This is a genomic window from Streptomyces griseocarneus (genome assembly GCF_014655595.1).
In the GTDB taxonomy this organism is placed as follows: domain Bacteria; phylum Actinomycetota; class Actinomycetes; order Streptomycetales; family Streptomycetaceae; genus Streptomyces; species Streptomyces griseocarneus.
Genome location: NZ_BNBL01000001.1, coordinates 521,599 through 538,011, shown reverse-complemented (window position 1 = coordinate 538,011; position 16,413 = coordinate 521,599). Strand labels below are relative to the sequence as shown.

Here is a 16,413-nt window from a genome sequence, read left to right as displayed (position 1 = left end):
GCGGCCGGTGCGGCCCGGGCGGACCCCTCACCAGCGCGCGCTCTCCCCCGCCCGCTCGGCCCGCACGCGCGAGGCGACGATCTCGGTCTCGGCGGCGTCCCGGCCCGCCCAGCGGGCGGCTTCCACCGACTTGCCGGGTTCGAGCTCCTTGTAGACCTCGAAGAAGTGCTGGATCTCCAGCCGGTCGAACTCCGGCAGGTGCCGCAGGTCCCTCAGGTGCTCGTGGCGCGGGTCCCCCGACGGCACGCACAACACCTTGTCGTCCTTGCCCCGTTCGTCGCGCATCCGGAAGAGCCCGATCGCCCGGCACCGGATGACGATGCCGGGGAAGGTGGGATCACCCGCCAGCACGAGCGCGTCCAGCGGCTCCCCGTCGGCGCCGAGGGTCTTGTCGATGTAGCCGTAGTCGGCCGGGTAGCGGGTCGAGGTGAACAGCATCCGGTCCAGCCGGATGCGCCCCGACGCGTGGTCCATCTCGTACTTGTTGCGGCTGCCTTGCGGGATCTCCACGACGACGTCGAAGTCCATGGGGGCTCCTCCGGAAAGAGGCGGCGGATCACCATGGTGGCGTGAACCGGCCTACGAGCGCCATGGCGCCTCCGGCGCACCGGGCGCCTCCGGTCGCCGTCCCGCATCCGGTGCCGGCCTACGACTTACGGCCCGTCAGCTCTGCCCCGCGCCGGAGCGGCTGGGCACCGGGCGCCGGCCGTGCGCCCGTGCGCCGGGCACGGGCACGGCCACGGATCCCGCCGCCGCGGGCCCGGCCGCGCGCGCCGGTCCGGCCGCCACGACGACCTCTCGTGCCCCGCCCGCGGGGCCCTGCAGCGTCAGTGACACCACGCCGGCCGCCGCCAGCAGCCCGGCCGCGCCCGCGAGCAGGCCGCCGGCCGCGCCGAAGCGGAAGCCCTCGCCGAGCGCCAGGACGCCGACCGCCGCGGCGACCACGGGGTTGACGACGGTCACCGTGGCCAGGGGAGCGGCGAGGCCGGCGCCGCGGTAGGAGGCCTGTGACAGCAGCATGCCCGCCGAGGCGAGCAGGGCGATGACGCCGAGGGGCGGCAGCAGGGCGGCCACGGCCTGGTGCGCGGCCCAGTCCTCGGCGACGGCCTTGGTGAAGACCGAGGCCATCCCGAAGGCGGCGCCGGCGGCCGTCGCCAGCGCCACGCCGCGGACGACCGGCCGGCGCAGCCGGCGCGCGCCGAGCGCCACCACGACGACGAACGCGAGCACCACGGCGGCCAGGACCGGCCGTTCCGTGGCGGCGAGGGATTCCGTGCGCGGCGGCCCGGTCAGGCTGAGCAGTCCGGCCAGCCCCACGGTGGCCAGCAGGGCGCCGCGCCAGCCGGCGCGGCCGACGGGCCGGCGTGCGAACAGGGCGGCCATCGGCAGGGCGAAGACGATCGTCAGGGCGCCCAGCGGCTGCACCAGGCTCAGCGGCCCCCAGGCCAGCGCCACGACGTGAAGTGCGGACCCCAGCCCGGTGAGCACGACCGCGCCCCACCAGCCGGGGCGGCGCAGCGGCGCGTACGCCGCGTACGCGCGGCCGGTGGCGGCGACGCGCTCCTGCGCGATGGCCGCGCCGGCGTAGCAGACGGCGGACACCAGGCACAGCAACACCGCCTGGGCGAGCGTGCTCACGTCCGTCCCCCCTCGCCCGGGCCGTCCGCGCGATGCGGCCCGTCTCTTCGATCCGTCCCCTGGTGATCCATGCCCTCCACGATGCCGTCCGCCGGTGGCCGGGGCGTCGTACTTGAGTACGGGCTTTTCCGTACTCCTGAAGGAGTACGCGGGAGAGGCACAAGCGCGTCACGCGCACCATGAGACGACCGGCGTGTGTTGTCGGAGCACACCGGCGCATTTCCGTCCGGTATTTCCGGAGGATCTTCGGCCGTTTTTCTGCGTATGCCGTCTCATCCTTTGTCGACGCCTGCCGGAAAATCCCCCGCCGGAATGCCGTCGGCCTGAATTACCCTTGTCCCGAGCCCGCACACATGAAATATCTGGGCGGGCTCGAACGGGGAATTGAGCAGGTCACGGGGGGAAACACCGATGGACGCCGCTTCGCGAGTTTGGCATGCCCACACATTCGATAAATTCGAACAGCCCGGCCGCCGGGTGGCCGTCGTCGGAGCCGGAATCTCCGGTCTCGTCGCGGCCCACGAACTGGAGTGCCGGGGGTACCGCGTGAAGGTCCTGGAAGGCACCACGCGCATCGGAGGACGCATCCACACCCACCGGTTCGGCCGGGGCCCCGGCGCACCGTCCGTGGAGCTCGGCGCCATGCGCATTCCGGCCCATCACCACACCACGCTCGAATACATTCGACGAATGGGGCTGGACGAAAAACTCCGCACCTTCACCACACTCCTGTCCGACGAAAACGCATTCCTGCGCACCGGGGACGGCTTCCTGCGCATCCGGGACGCGGCCGCCCCGCTGCGCGAGAACTTCCTGCGCGAGCTGGAGCGACACCGCCCGTGGCAGCGCCCCGACGACGGCATCGTCGCCTTCGGCGCCTGGCTGACGGCCATCGTCGACGCCATCGCCCCGCCCGACCTGCGGGAGGCACTGCGCATGGACCTGCGCCGCCAACTGCTGGACCTGGTCGCCCTCGTCGACCTCGGCCCGCACCTGCGCGGCCCGGCCCGCGACCGCGTCGACCTCCACTCGCTGTTCTCCGCCCATCCCGGCATCCGGGCGGGCTGCAGCGCCCGGCTCAACAGCTTCCTCGACGACATCCTCGCCGAGACCAGCCCCGACCTGCTGCGCCTGCACGGCGGCATGGACGCGCTGCCGCGCGCCGTGGCCGGCCGGCTGCGCGGGCCGGTGCTCCTCGGCCACCGGGTCACCGGGATCGAGGTGTGCGACGACGGCGTCCGGCTCACGGTCCGCGCCGGCGCCCGCACGTTCGAGGAGCACGCGGACCTCGTCGTGTGCACCGCGCCCTTCCCCGCCGTCCGCCGGATGCGGCTGCGGGGGCTGGACGCCGACAAGCTGGACGTGCTGCGGGAGGTGGAGTACTGCCCGGCCACCAAGGTGGCCGTCCACTGCCGCGAGGCGTTCTGGCGCGAGGGCGGCATACAGGGCGGGGCCTCGTTCACCGGAGGGCGCGTCCGCCAGACGTACTATCCGGCCGCCGACGGCGAGCCCGGGCGGGGCGCGGCGCTGCTCGCCAGCTACACCATCGGCGACGAGGCCGCCCGGTTCGGCCGGATGTCCGTGCGGCGGCGCCACCGCCTCGTCCTCGACGAGCTCAGCGCGGTCCACCCCGAGCTGATGACCCCCGGCATGGTGCTGGACGTCGTGAGCGTGGCCTGGGGGAACGTCCCCTGGAGCGGCGGCGGCTGCGCCTACCGCTGGGGCAAGAGCGACGAGAGGTGCGCGCAGGAACTGCGCCGCGCCTTCCGCCCCGTGGGCAGGCTGTTCTTCGCCGGCGAACACTGCTCCACTGCCTCCGCGTGGATCGAGGGAGGGATCGAATCCGCGCTGCGGGCCGTCGAAGCGGTGGAACGCCACGAGCCGGCCCACCGCACCGCGACCGCCGCCGACCGCCACGACCCCGCGGGAGCCCTGTGATGAGCGTGTTCGACCTGCCCAGGCTGCACTTCGCCGGCACCGCCACGACGAAGCTGCCGACCGGACCGCGCAGCGGGCTGACCGACCTGGCGGCCCACCGCGCGCTGACGGACGACGGGCCGTTCCCCGCCGAGCGGCCCGCCGCCGAGTACCACGACTACCTGCGGCGGCGCGGACCGCGCTTCGACGCGGCCGGACGGCCGTCGCCCGACGGGGAGTTCAGCGCCGCGACGGGCTGGAACTTCGACGGCAACGGCCACTTCTGGATCACCGCCGAGGTCGTGTCGGTCCAGGGCCCGGACGCCGCCCCCGGGGATCCGCCCGACACCGCCGATCCCGTCGTGGGCCGGAGCGTGGACGTCTGGGGGCACTACAACGAATACCTGCGCACCACCGTCAACCGGGCCCGCGTCTTCGACCTCGACCCGGCCTCGGGGTGGACCATGGCGCTGATGGCCGGCCGGTTCGGGTTCGGCCGGCTGGGGCGCTCGCACGACGACGGCTACATGCTCACCGGCCCCGTCAGCGGCCTCCAGCCGCCGCGCTGGGTCGACTTCGGCCGCGTCCTCGACGTGGGGGAGCACGTCCTGGCCCGGCAGCTGCGCTACTGCGCCGTGCACCAGTTCGTGCTCACCCCGCCCGGCGGCCCGGCGCACGGGCTGGGGTGGCTGCCGGACAGCGGCCTCTCCCCCGCCGTCGGCGCGCTGCGCCGGGCGGTGGAGCACGGCGCGGACGGGCTGGTGGTGCAGTTCGCCCTGGACGACATGTCCTCGCCCACGGTCCCCGACGCCCCCAGCCACTGGCGGGTGCGCGGCACGATCGCCCCGTGGCGCGCCGAGGAGATGCGCAGCTACCCCGCCGGACGGCTGCTGGTCCCCCTCGCGGGGGCCGGCCGGACGCTGCACCACATGACGGTGGAGGTGGCCCGCGGCCGGGCCGCCTTCAACATGGTCTCCGCCGTGCCGGTCACCCACCGGGCGCGGGAGGCGGGCCCCGGCCCGCTGCACCGGCTCGGGCCGCCCCTGGACGCCGGTGACCTGGAGCTGCGTACGGCCGGTTCCGGACGGCTGATCGCCCGGGTGCCGGCGGGGGCGTACCCCTGCGACGCGACCTCGGGCATCGTCACGGTGCCCGCCGAGCCGGGGTGGGGGGCCGCGGCGGACGAGGGGCTGTGCCTGACCGGCACCCCACCCGGCGCCCGGCGGCCGACGACGCTGCTGGCCGAGCGCGAGGCCAACGTCCAGACCGACGACGCCCTCCTCGCCCTGCACCACCGCGACCGTGCCCGCGGCCGCGACCACGCGGTCGGCGTGCCGCTGCGGTCGTTCGTGCGCGGCCGTCCGGCGAGCGTGGGACGGGTGTCGGTGCGGCAGTACTTCAACCCCCGTGCCCTGCCCGCCGATCCGGTCGCGGGCGCGCCCGGGGCCCGCTGCGGCGACGCGGTCGTCCTCGGGATGCGTGACGAGGGGCCGTACGCCGGGGAGTGCGCGGTGGCGACCGACGAGCACGGGCGCGGCCTGCTGACCCTGCGCGGCGAACGGGCCGGCACGTGCCGCGTGCTGCTGTCCGCCGAGCCGGCCGGCCCGCCGCCCGTCGGGACGGACGCGCCGGGCTCGGCGTGGGCCGCGTACGACGACGAGGACGCGCTGGGCTTCTGGGCGGGCGCCGGCTGGCTGGCGGTGCGCGTTCTGCCCGACGACTGGCACCTGGACGACGTGCCCAGGGCGGAGGTGGACTTCGCGCTCCTGCACCGGGAGGTCTTCGCCTACTACGAGCACCTCTCCTCCTTCATGCGCTCGGAGGTCTTCAGCCTCGCCGACCGCTGCAAGGTGGAGACGTACGCGGAGCTGGTGTGGCAGATGTGCGACCCGCGCAACAAGGAGAAGACCTATTACATGCCGCCCACGCGCGATCTCACCGATCCCAAGGCGCGGCTGCTGCTGGCGTACCTGCGCAACCAGCAGGCGCGGACGCGCCCGCCGCTGAGGACCCCGGCGGTCCTCGGCGGGGAGCCGTCGATCACCACCCGGGGCGAGCTGCTGACCGCGCTGCGGCAGGCGGCCGCCCTGGAGCTGGCCGTGATGCTGCAGTACCTCTACGCGGCGTTCTCGGTGCCGGCCCACGGCGCGGGCCGGGAGTACGTGCGGCGGGGGCAGTGGACCGCCGGGCAGCTGGAGATCGCGTGCGGGCAGGGCGGGGCGACGACGGACGACGGGATCCGCGGGGTCCTGCTGAACGTGGCGCGCGAGGAGATGATCCACTTCCTGCTGGTCAACAACATCATCACGGCGACGGGCGAGCCCTTCCACATCCCCCTCGTCGACTTCGCCACGATCGGCGCCGAGCTGCCGGTGCCGCTGGACTTCGCGCTCGAGGGGCTGAGCGTCGGCAGCGTGCAGCGCTACATCGCCATCGAGCAGCCCGCGGGGCTCGTCCCCGGGATCCGCGCCGCGGGCGGGCCGCGCGGCCGGGCCGTCCGGCCGCTCGGCTTCACCTGGGGCTCGGTGAGCGAGCTGTACGCGGGGATCAGGGAGGGGCTGCGGCGCGTCCCCGACCTGTTCCTGGTGGAGAAGGGGCGCGGCGGCGGCGAGCACCACCTGTTCATGCGCGAATCGGTCAACGCCGTGCACCCGGACTACCAGTTGGAGGTCGACGACCTCTCCAGCGCCCTGTTCGCGGTGGACTTCATCGCCGAGCAGGGCGAGGGCGGCGTGCTGGGCGGCTCCGCGCCCTCGGACACCTCGCACTTCCGCAGCTTCCTGCGGATCGCCGAGACGCTCACCACCGAACGCGTCCCGGGCCCGTACGGGCACCTGGTGCCGTGGAACCCGGCCTACCCGGTGCTGCGCAACCCCACCCTCGGGGCGGGCGGCGGGGCGAAGGACGCGATCACCGACCCGGAGGCGCGGGCGGTGGGGCGGCTGTTCAACCGCTCGTACCACCTGGCCCTGCAGCTGATGGCGCAGCACTTCGGCGAGAGCCCGGACGGGAGCCTGCGCCGATCGAGGCTGATGAACGCCTCGATCGACGTGATGACGGGCCTGATGCGCCCGCTGGCCGAGGTGCTGGTGACGATGGAGTCGGGGCGGCGCGGCCGCACGGCGGGCCCCACCTTCGAGCTCGACGCCCCGCCCGCCTGCACGCCCCGCCCCGACGTGGCCCGCCGCTCGCTCGCGCTGCGCTTCGACCACCTGTCGGCGGCGGCGCGCAAATGCGAGCCGGTGCCGGGGCAGGTCGCCGACATGGCGGCCTTCTACGCCGACTTCTTCCGCCGGAGTGAGGAACGGGCATGAGGAACACGGGCACGACGCACTACGACACCGACGTCCTGATCGTGGGGGCGGGACCGGTCGGAATGGCACTGGCCCTGGATCTGGCCTACCGGGGCGTCGACTTCATGGTGATGGAGGCCTCCGACGGAAGCGTGGCGCACCCCAAGGTGGGCACGGTCGGCCCGCGGTCGATGGAGCTGTTCCGGCGCTGGGGCGTCGCGGACGCGATCCGCGCGGCGGGCTGGCCCGAGGACCACTCGCTGGACGTCGCCTGGGTGACCGCGCTGGGCGGCCACGAGATCCACCGCCTGGACTTCGGTACGGCCCGGGGCCGGCCGGAACCGCCCTGGACGCCCGAGCCCGAGCAGGTGTGCCCGCAGCACTGGCTCTCCCCGCTGCTGGCCCGCGCGGTGGGCCTCCACCCGGACGGCCCGCTGCGGCGCCGCTGCCGCGTGGAGCACGTCGCCCAGGACGCGGACGCGGTGACCGCCACCGTGCGCGACCTGAACGACGGCGGCGGGCGACTGACCGTCCGGGCGCGCTATCTGGCCGCCTGCGACGGCGCGTCCTCGCCCGTGCGCAAGGCGGCGGGCATCGCGGCGCCGGCCCGTCACGCCACCCGGGTCTTCCGCAACATCCTCTTCCGGGCGCCCGGGCTGCGCGAGCGGCTGGCCGGGCGGACCGCCCTGGTGCACTTCCTGGTCCGGCCCGGCGGGCTGCGCTTCCCGCTGCGGACGATGGACGGCCGCGAGCTGTACCGGCTCACGGCCGGGGCGGGGCTGACCCTCGAGGGGGACGCGCTGTCGGTGGTCCGCTCGGCCATCGCCTTCGACACCCCGCTGGAGATCGTCTCCGAGAACGTCTGGTACCTGACCCACCGCGTCGCCGAGCGCTACCGCGCCGGCCGCGTGCTGCTCGCAGGCGACGCCGCCCACACCCTGTCGCCCTCCGGGGGCTTCGGGATGAACACCGGCATAGCCGACGCCGCCGACCTCGGCTGGAAGCTCGCCGGCGAGCTGGCGGGCTGGGCCGGGCCCGGGCTGCTCGACGCGTACGACACCGAGCGCCGCCCGGTCGCGGCGCACAGCCTCGAGGAGGCCAACGTCCATCTGGCGCGGACGGTGCGCCGCGAGGTCCCCGAGGCGGTCCTGCTGGACACCCCGGAGGGCGCAAAGGCCCGGGCGGCGCTGGCGGAGGGGCTCCGGTGCGGCGGGGTGCGGCGCGAATTCGAGGCGCCCGACGTGCACTTCGGCTACCGCTACGACTCGCCGCTGGTCGTGGGCGGCGGCGAGCGGGACGGGGGCTGGGAACACACGCCCCTGCCCGGCGGCCGGGCGCCGCACGCGCGGCTGGGCGCGGGGCGCTCCACGCTCGACCTCTTCGGGCGGTCCTTCCGGCTGCTGTGCGCGGCGGAGGCGGACGAGCCGCGGCTGAAGGGGTTCGAGGACGCCTTCGCGCGGCGGCGCGTGCCGCTGGACGTCACGTGCTGGGACGCGGAGGCGGCGCCGGGGCCGTACCGGGGCCGGCACGTCCTCGTCCGCCCGGACGGCCACGTCGCCTGGCGGGGCACCGCCCTCCCGGCGGAGCCCGGGGCGCTGGCGGACACGGTGCGGGGTGCGCGATGAGCGGCGCGCCCCTTCCCCCGTTCCGCGCGGCGGACGTCCACGTTCCCGACCCGTACCCCCTCTACCGACGCTACCGCGAGCTGGACCCCGTGCACCGGGCCGACGACGGCTGGCTGCTCTTCCGCCACGACGACGTGGCCCGGGTGCTGACCGGCCGGGGCTACGGGCGGGGCGGGGCGCCGTCCCGGCTGCCGCGCGAGTGCCCCCACCTGCGGCGGACGACCGCCAACTGGATGGTCTTCATGGACCCTCCCCAGCACACGCGGGTGCGCGCGCTGGTGGCCAAGAGCTTCACGCCGCGCATCGTGGAGGCCTTGCGGCCCCGCATCCGGCAGCTCGCGGCCGGGCTGGCCGAGGAGCTGCGCGCGGCGGGCACCGCCGACCTGGTGGACCGCTTCGCCGCGCCCTTCCCCATCCTCGTCATCAGCGAACTGCTGGGCGTGAGCGCGGCGGACCGGCCGTGGTTCCGCGCCCGGGCGGTGGACCTGCAGCAGGCCACCAGCGCGCGGGTGGCGCGCCGGGCCGACGGCTTCGCGGTGGCCGACGCGGCGGCGCGGGAACTCGACGCGTACTTCCGGGCCGAGCTGGCCCGCCGCCGGGCGGCGCAGCACCGCTACGAGGCCGACCTGATCGGCGGGATGCTGCGCGCCCAGGAGGCGCTGCCCCTGGAGGACGACGTCCTCGTCGGCACCTGCGTCCACCTGCTGACGGCGGGTCATGAGACGACCACCAACCTGGTGACCAAGGGCCTGCTCGCGCTGCTCGCCCACCCGGACCAGCTCGCGCTGCTGCGCGCGCGGCCGGAGCTGATGCCGGGCGCGGTGGAGGAACTGGTCCGCTACGACTCGCCGGTGCAGATGATCAGCCGGCGGGCCGTCGCGGACGACGAGATCGGGGGGCGGACGATCGCCGCGGGCAGCAAGGTGACCCTGGTGCTGGGCTCGGCCAACCGTGACCCGGCGGGCTTCCCGTCCCCCGACCGGCTCGACATCCGCCGCGACGCCCGCCGGCACTGCGGCTTCGGCATGGGCCGGCACTACTGCGTGGGCGCCCCGCTGGCCCGCGTCGAGGCGGAGACCGGCCTGCTGGAGCTGCTGCGCGGCCTGCCCCGGCTCGCCCTGGCGGACGAGCCGGTGGCGTACGCCGACGACCTGGTCTTCCACGGGCCGTCGCGGATGGTGGTGCGGACCGGCTGAGTTTCAGCTCCGGGGGAGGAACCACCGCCGGAGGTAGTCCTCCAGGGCCTTGCGGTCGCCGAGCCGGGCCCGCAGCCCGATGTGCCCGTCGGGCCGTACGAGCAGCATCGTGTCCCCGGGCAGCGCGCCGTCGTCGAGCTGCCCGGGGCGCAGGACGCAGACCTCGGCCGGAATCGCGTACCGGCCGATCAGCCGGCTCAGCGGGGCGAACTGCTGGTCGTTGCCGATCGCGTCGCCGGCCCCGACGATCAGCAGCGTCCACCGGTCGTAGGACAGCAGGTCGTGCACCCCGCCCCGCTTGCCGTGCTCGCCGACCGGCAGGTCGGGCAGCCGGTCGCCGGCGCGCAGGGCGCCCCGGCCGCCCTTGTCGGTGGACAGCTCGCTCGCGCGGTGGTGCCGGGGGAGTTCGCTGAGCAGCATCCTCCCCCGCCGGCTGAACCGCTCGCTGCCCATCAGCGCCGGCCCCAGGAGCCGCATGGCGGCCAGCGTGAGCGGGGCCGGCGGCAGCTCCAGCAGATTGCGCCGCATCTGCCGCATGATCTCCTGGGCCGTGCGCCGCTGTTCGGCGGAGTAGGTGTCGAGCAGCGCGTCGACGGCCCAGCCGCGGTGCACGGCCGCCAGCTTCCAGGCGAGGTTGTGCGCGCCCCGGAAGCCGGTGTTGAGCCCGCGGCCGCCCACCGGAGCCCACATGTGGGCGCTGTCGCCGGCGAGCAGGGCCGGGCCCTCGCGCAGCGAGGCGGCGAGGCGGTCGTGGAAGCGGGCCCGGTTCAGCCATCGCGGGTCGGTGGCCGTCAGTCGGGTGTCCGGGTCGTGCGCGGCCCGGGCGATCAGGTCCCGCATCTCGGCGGCGTCCGGCGCCTCCACGCGGCGGGGGTCGGGGTCCTGGCAGAAGCTGAAGAAGCGGTAGCCCCCGCCGGGGCGCGGCGAGGCGATGAGGCACACGCGGCGCTCGAGGAAGAAGTAGGTGACGTCCGGGGCGACGGGGTACTTCCATTCGGGCACGGCGTTGATCTGCAGGGCCTGCAGGTCGGCGCGGCGCTCGCCCTCGAAGGCGATGCCCAGCGTCTTGCGGACGAGGCTGTGCGCGCCCTCGCAGCCCACGACCCAGCGGCAGCCGATCGTGCGCAGCCGGCCGTCGGGGCCGCGCACGTCCACCTCGGCGCCGACGGTGCCCGGCCGCACGGCCACCGCCTCGGTCTCCCAGCGCACCTCGGTGCCCAGCGCGGCCAGCCGCTCGGCCAGCAGGCTCTCCATGGCGACTTGTTCGATGCCCAGCGGCCGGGGGAAGGCCGTGTGCTCCACGGCCGTCTCGTGGCCGCCGACACGGCGGCCCTGGACGTACATCTCGGCCCGGCGCAGGGGCAGTCCGCTGTCCACGAACCGGTCGGCGCAGCCGAGGTCGCGCAGGATCTCCAGCGCCCGCTGCCAGATGACGCTGGCCCGCACCTCGCGCTGGGTGCCGGGTTTCTTGTCGACGACGGCCACGTCCAGCCCGTGCTGCCGCAGTGCGACGGCGAGGGCGAGCCCGGTGGGCCCGCCGCCGATGATCAGGACATCCGGGCAGATGTCATCCCTCATGCCGTCCCCCCGTTTCCGCTTCATCCCCCTTTATGGTCCGGGATGAAGCGGTAGGGGTTCAATAGGCGGCTATTCTCCGATATTAGCTATTTAGTACGAACCACCGGCGCATGTACGCCTCCAGCTCCTCGAGGCGGTCGGTGCTGAGCGCGATGTGGCGGTCGGGGCGTACGAGCACCAGCGCCGTCCCGGGCAGCCGCCGCTCCATCCCCGGGTCCAGCCGCGGCCGGACGAGCGCCACGGGTGTGGCGTGACGTTCCGTCACGGCCCGCAGATCGTCCTCGCGCAGCGGCGCCCCGGGGGCGGCCAGCAGCGTCCAGCGCCCGTACGACAGCAGCTCGTGCAGCCGGCGCCGGCGCCCCGCCACCATGACCGGCGGGTCGGCCAGCCGGTCCCCAGCGCCGCCCTCGGACAGGGCGCTCTCGCGGTGGTGCATGGCCAGGTCGCTGAGCATCGTCCGGATCCGCTCGGCGAACCGCTCACTGCCCATCAGCCGCGGCCCCGCCAGCCGCATGCCCCGGAGCGTCAGGGCGGTCGGCGGCAGCTCCAGCAGGTTGTGCCGCATCTCCCGCATCACCTTGCCGGCGGTGAGCCGCTGTTCGGTGTCGTAGGTGTCGAGCAGCTCGCCGGGCGCCCACCCGCGGAGCACGGCGGCGAGCTTCCAGGCGAGGTTGTGCGCGCCGCGCAGGCCCGTGTTGAGCCCGTGCCCGCCGATGGGCGCCCACAGATGGGCGCTGTCCCCGGCCAGCAGCGCGCGCCCGGACCGCAGCGAGGCGGCGACGCGGTCCTGGAAGCGGGCCCGGTTGGCCCACGGCGGGTCCGTGGGCACCAGCCGCACGCCCGGGTCGTGCGCGGTCCGGGCGACCAGCTCCCGCATCTCCTCCACGCCGGGCGGCCCCTGGAGAGCCGGGTCCGGGTCGGTGGTGAAGCAGAAGAAGCGGTATCCGCCGCCGGGCCGGGGAGAGACCCCGAGCGAGGCCCCGCGCTCCAGGAAGAAGTAGCTCCGGTCGCGGTGGTACGGATGCTTCCAGTCGGCCTCGGCGTTGAGCTGCACGCACTGCAGGTCGGGCCGCCGCTCCCCCTCGAACGCGATGCCGAGCTGTTTGCGCACCACACTGTGCGCCCCCTCGCAGCCGACGACCCAGGCGCAGCGGACGGTGGAGATCCGCCCGTCCGCGTGCCGCAGGTCGACCTCGGCCCCCGCGTCGCCGGTCCTGACCGCCAGCGCCTCGGTGGACCACGCCACCTCGCCGCCCACGGCCGCCAGCCGCTCCCCCAGCAACCGCTCGACGGCGTCCTGCTCGATGGACAGCGGATACGGGAACGCCGTCCCCCCGCACCCCACGCCCATTCCGCCGACCCGCCGCCCCTCGGCGAACACCTCCACCCGCCGCAGCCGCACCCCCTGTGCCACCATCTCCTCGGCGCAGCCCAGGTCCGCCAGCACCTCCAGGGCCCGCTGCCACACCACCCCCGCCCGTGCCTCCCGCTTCCCCCGCGCCTCCTTCTCCACGACGGCCACGTCCACCCCGTACTGCCGTAACCCGATCGCGAGCGCGAGCCCGGTCGGACCCGCCCCTATGACCACGACATCCCGGAAGTCCGTCATCGCGCTCTCCCCCCGCCGGACGGCTGACGCCATTCCTTCCACCTTGCCGTGGAACGCGGCCGAGGGGTACCGGAAAACGGGAGAACCCCGGCCGGAGCCGGGGTTCTCGTCGTATCGGTCGCCTCAGGGGCTGTCCGGTCGCCGCTGTCGTCGCCGTCAGTCCTGCGCCTCGGCCGCGACCGGCTTCGGGATCAGGAAGGACGTCGCCAGGGCGGCGGCCATGATGACCACGCCCGCGATCATGCCGGCGGTGTAGCCGGTGGACGAGGCGGGGTCGGAGGGCTGGGTGGCCGTCTTGACCGCGTAGAGGAGGGCGAAGCTCAGGCCCGCGCCGAGGTTGAAGGCGCCGGCGTTGAGGCCGGGCAGGAAGCCCGGGTTCTCCTTGGGGGACAGCACGATGCCCAGGCCGTTGAGGACGATGTTCGCCACGCCCGCGTAGGTGATGCCGACCAGCAGGGAGGCCACCAGGAGCAGCGCCCGCGAGTGGGCGGGGATCGTGAGGATCATCAGGACGACGGACGCCGCGGAGCCCACGAGCCCCAGCCGCAGCACGCGGCCGTAGCCGAAGGTGGCGGCGAGGCGGCCGGCGACCGGGCCCATGGCCAGGCCCGCGAGGGCGTACGGGGTGAGGGTCCACCACGCGGAGGCCTCGGCGGACAGCCCCAGGCCCGCCTGGACGTCCTGGGCGAGGGAGGGGATGAGGCCGTTCATGACGGCGAAGACGCCCGTCATGGTGAGCACGGTGGTCAGCAGGGTGGCCCAGGTCGCCCGCTGCTTGAGGTGGCGGGTGGCGACCAGCGGGTGCGGGGTGCGGTCCTCGGTGCGCCAGAACAGGGCGAAGGCGGCCGCCGAGACGGCCACCAGGAAGGCGACCATCGACCAACGGGCGTCGCCCAGCTTGCCGGCCTCGTTGAGCGCGATGAGCAGCGCGCCGACGGAGACCACGAGCAGGCCCACGCCCGGCCAGTCCATCCGGTGCGCGCCCGCGACCTTGGACTCGGGCGTCAGGGTGGCGACGAGGAGGGTGGCGACGACGGCCACGACGGCCATCGCCCAGAAGACGGCCTGGAAGCCGTGGTGGTCCGCGAGGAAGCCGCCCGCGAGGGAGTCCACGCCGGCGACGCCGCCGTTGACCGCGGTGATCACGCCGAGCAGGGTGCCGTACCGCTTCGGCTCGGTGACCTCGATCCGCAGCATGATCAGGCACAGCGGCACGGTGGGCCCGGAGGCGCCCTGCAGGACGCGGCCGGCGAACAGCATGGGCACGCTCTCCGCCAGCGCCGCGACGACGCAGCCGACGGCCATCAGGGCCAGCATGCCGACCAGCACCTTGCGCCGGCCGATGACGTCGCCGAGGCGGGGCAGGAAGAGCGAGAAGAGCGCCGCCGAGGTGAAGAAGGCGGTCTGGGTGAGCCCGATCTCGGCCGAGCTGGCGCCCAGGCTGTCCTCGATGCTCTTCAGCGCGGGGCTGAGCATGCTGGCGTTGAGCTGGAAGGCCACACAGGCCGTGAGCAGCGCGGCGACGAGCACGCCCACCCGGACGGGTCGGCCGCCCGTCACATCGGCGGCGGGCAGGTCACCGGTGACGCGGCCGGCGCGGTCGGTGGTGGAAACGTTCATGCTTGGTGGATCTCCGCTTGGTTCTGCACACACAGAAAAACCCCAGCTCAGCTGGGGTTTTTCGTTGTGTCCGAGGGGGGACTTGAACCCCCACGCCCGATAAAGGGCACTAGCACCTCAAGCTAGCGCGTCTGCCATTCCGCCACCCGGACCAGGTGTTTGTCTCGGCGGGGTGTTCCCCGCGGCGACATGGATAACTCTACCAAGGTTTCGGAGTGCCTCTCACCAGGCTGCCGGGAGGGGGCCGTGGGGCGTACGGTGCGCGGGCCGGCCGTCGGCGGGGCGCCGGGCGGTCAGGGCATCAGGTGGTGGTCCGGGAAGTTGCCCGGCACCGGCTCGTCGGCCGACGGGCCCTGGGTCACCGCCCTGACCAGCAGCTCGCCGCCCACGAAGGCGCCGCGCCAGGACGCCCCGAAGCCGCCGAAGAGCTCCTGCCGGTCACCGCGCGAGCGCGGCGTGCCGTGGCCGGTCTTGAACGCGCGGATCTGCGGGGCCAGCCGCTCGTAGGTCGCCGGGTCGTCGCAGGAGAGGGTCGCCACGAGAGCGCCGTTGCTGGCGTTCATGGCGGCCAGCAGTTCGGCCTCGGTGTCCACGAGCACGATCGTGTCGACGGGCCCGAAGGGCTCGGCGTGGTGCAGGGGCGAGGAGGGCGGAGGGTTGAGGAGGGCCACGGGCGCCATGTACGCGCCGGTGTCCTGGCCCGGCAGGAAGCGGCCGGGGTCGAGCGCGCCCCGGTGCAGCGGGATCGCGCCGCGGTCGACGGCCTCGGCCACCTGGCCGGTCAGCTCCTTGGCCTTCGCCGCGTTGATCAGGGGCCCGAAGTCGAGCTCGGGCAGCGGCCCGGCCGGGTCCTCGACCGCCAGCGGATGGCCCAGGGTCACGGAGCGCACGGCGGGCAGGTAGTGCTCGAGGAAGTCGGCGAAGGCCGTGCGCTGGACGACGAAGCGCGGGTAGGCCGTGCAGCGCTGCTTGGCGTAGTCGAAGGTCTTGCGCAGCTGCGGGGCCAGCGCGTCCCAGCCGGTGAAGTTCCAGATGCCCCAGGTGTTGAGGCCCTCCTGAGGTGTTGAGGCCCTCCTGCTCGAGGATGTGCCGCTTGCCGAGGTCGGCGACGGCCGTGGCGACCCGCGCGCCGGTGTCCCGGCCGCCCACGAAGGACACGCAGCCGATCTCCGGGGCGCGCACCAGCGCCTCCGACAGCTCGCCGCCGCTGCCGCTCACCAGCGTCACCGGCACGCCCTCCCGGGCGGCCAGGGCGCTCGCCACGGTCAGACAGGCGAGGCCGCCGTCCGTCGGGGTCTTGGCGATGACCGCGTTGCCGGCCAGCGCCTGCACCAGCATCGCGTGGACGAGGACGCTCATGGGGTAGTTCCAGCTGGCGATGTTGCTGACCGGGCCGGGCAGCGGGACGCGGTCCGTCAGCATGCGGTCGATCCCGGCCGCGTACCACCGCACGCCGTCGATGGCCCGGTCCACGTCCGCCCGGGCGAGCCGCCAGGGCTTGCCGATCTCCCAGACCAGCAGCAGGGCCAGCAGGTCGCGGTGTTCGGCGAGCGCGTCGAGGGCGGCGCCGACGCGGGCGGTGCGGTCGGCGAGCGGCACCTCGCGCCAGGCGCGGTGCTGGTCGAGGGAGGCCCGTACGGCCCGGTGGGCGGCGGCCGCGTCGAGGCGGGGCGGCCCGGCGACCGGGGTGCCGTCGACGGGGGTGGTGGCGGGGAGCGGGTCGCCGTCGGCGTGCCAGGCGCCGTTCCAGAGGTTGAGGACGCGGTCGTCGCGGAAGGCCTCGGGGGCGACGGCCCGGCAGCGTCGCCAGGCGGTCGCCCAGTCCGTGCCGGGCTTGAGGGTGAGGGTGGGTGTCATGGTCGATCTCCGCTCTCGGTGCACGGTCGGGGCGGGGAATTGACGCTTCCTACCGAACGGTAGCCACCGGCGGCGGCCCG

9 protein-coding genes, 1 tRNA gene and 1 pseudogene are annotated in these 16,413 nt (G+C 74.7%); 4 read left to right on the top strand and 7 right to left on the bottom strand.

The window, feature by feature from the left end; all coding sequences use genetic code 11:
* Positions 1-27: 27 nt before the first annotated feature.
* Together IE295_RS02260 and IE295_RS02255 are read right to left on the bottom strand one after the other, a co-directional pair.
* Positions 28-528: an inorganic diphosphatase gene (locus IE295_RS02260; RefSeq protein ID WP_190061687.1), complete on the bottom strand. Its 501-nt coding sequence runs from the start codon at positions 526-528 to the stop codon at positions 28-30.
* A gap of 135 nt (positions 529-663) precedes the next feature.
* On the bottom strand, positions 664-1,638 hold the full coding sequence (locus IE295_RS02255) for a DMT family transporter (RefSeq protein WP_190061686.1): 975 nt from the start codon (positions 1,636-1,638) through the stop codon (positions 664-666).
* A 477-nt stretch (positions 1,639-2,115) separates the two neighbouring features.
* On the opposite strand from IE295_RS02255, the gene IE295_RS02250 reads away from it, so the two are divergent.
* The 4 genes from IE295_RS02250 to IE295_RS02235 are packed head-to-tail and all read left to right on the top strand — an operon-like array spanning position 2,116 to position 9,669.
* Positions 2,116-3,576 (top strand): flavin monoamine oxidase family protein, encoded by a 1,461-nt coding sequence (locus IE295_RS02250; RefSeq protein WP_224322965.1) that lies wholly within the window; start codon positions 2,116-2,118, stop codon positions 3,574-3,576.
* On the top strand, positions 3,576-6,869 hold the full coding sequence (locus IE295_RS02245) for a ferritin-like domain-containing protein (RefSeq protein WP_190061684.1): 3,294 nt from the start codon (positions 3,576-3,578) through the stop codon (positions 6,867-6,869). The genes IE295_RS02250 and IE295_RS02245 overlap by 1 nt, the downstream gene beginning before the upstream one ends.
* Entirely contained in the window at positions 6,866-8,473 is a 1,608-nt protein-coding gene (locus IE295_RS02240) for an FAD-dependent monooxygenase (protein ID WP_190061683.1), read from the top strand. Before IE295_RS02245 ends, IE295_RS02240 begins: the two co-directional genes overlap by 4 nt.
* Positions 8,470-9,669 carry a cytochrome P450 gene (locus IE295_RS02235; protein ID WP_190061682.1) on the top strand — a complete coding sequence of 400 codons (1,200 nt, stop codon included), beginning with the start codon at positions 8,470-8,472 and terminating at the stop codon, positions 9,667-9,669. The genes IE295_RS02240 and IE295_RS02235 overlap by 4 nt, the downstream gene beginning before the upstream one ends.
* Positions 9,670-9,672: 3 nt before the next feature.
* On the opposite strand, the gene IE295_RS02230 is transcribed toward IE295_RS02235, so the two are convergent.
* From IE295_RS02230 to IE295_RS02210, 5 genes and pseudogenes are all read right to left on the bottom strand, one after another.
* Positions 9,673-11,247 (bottom strand): FAD-dependent oxidoreductase, encoded by a 1,575-nt coding sequence (locus IE295_RS02230; protein WP_190061681.1) that lies wholly within the window; start codon positions 11,245-11,247, stop codon positions 9,673-9,675.
* An 82-nt stretch (positions 11,248-11,329) separates the two neighbouring features.
* Positions 11,330-12,889, bottom strand: a complete 1,560-nt coding sequence (locus IE295_RS02225; RefSeq protein WP_190061680.1) for an FAD-dependent monooxygenase — start codon at positions 12,887-12,889, stop codon at positions 11,330-11,332.
* Between the two features lie 123 nt (positions 12,890-13,012).
* Positions 13,013-14,476 carry a uridine transporter UriT gene (gene uriT, locus IE295_RS02220; protein ID WP_190061679.1) on the bottom strand — a complete coding sequence of 488 codons (1,464 nt, stop codon included), beginning with the start codon at positions 14,474-14,476 and terminating at the stop codon, positions 13,013-13,015.
* Positions 14,477-14,543: 67 nt separating this feature from the next.
* Positions 14,544-14,628 (bottom strand) — tRNA-Leu (locus tag IE295_RS02215).
* Between the two features lie 141 nt (positions 14,629-14,769).
* A pseudogene (locus tag IE295_RS02210) lies at positions 14,770-16,333 on the bottom strand (aldehyde dehydrogenase family protein).
* Positions 16,334-16,413 lie beyond the last annotated feature (80 nt).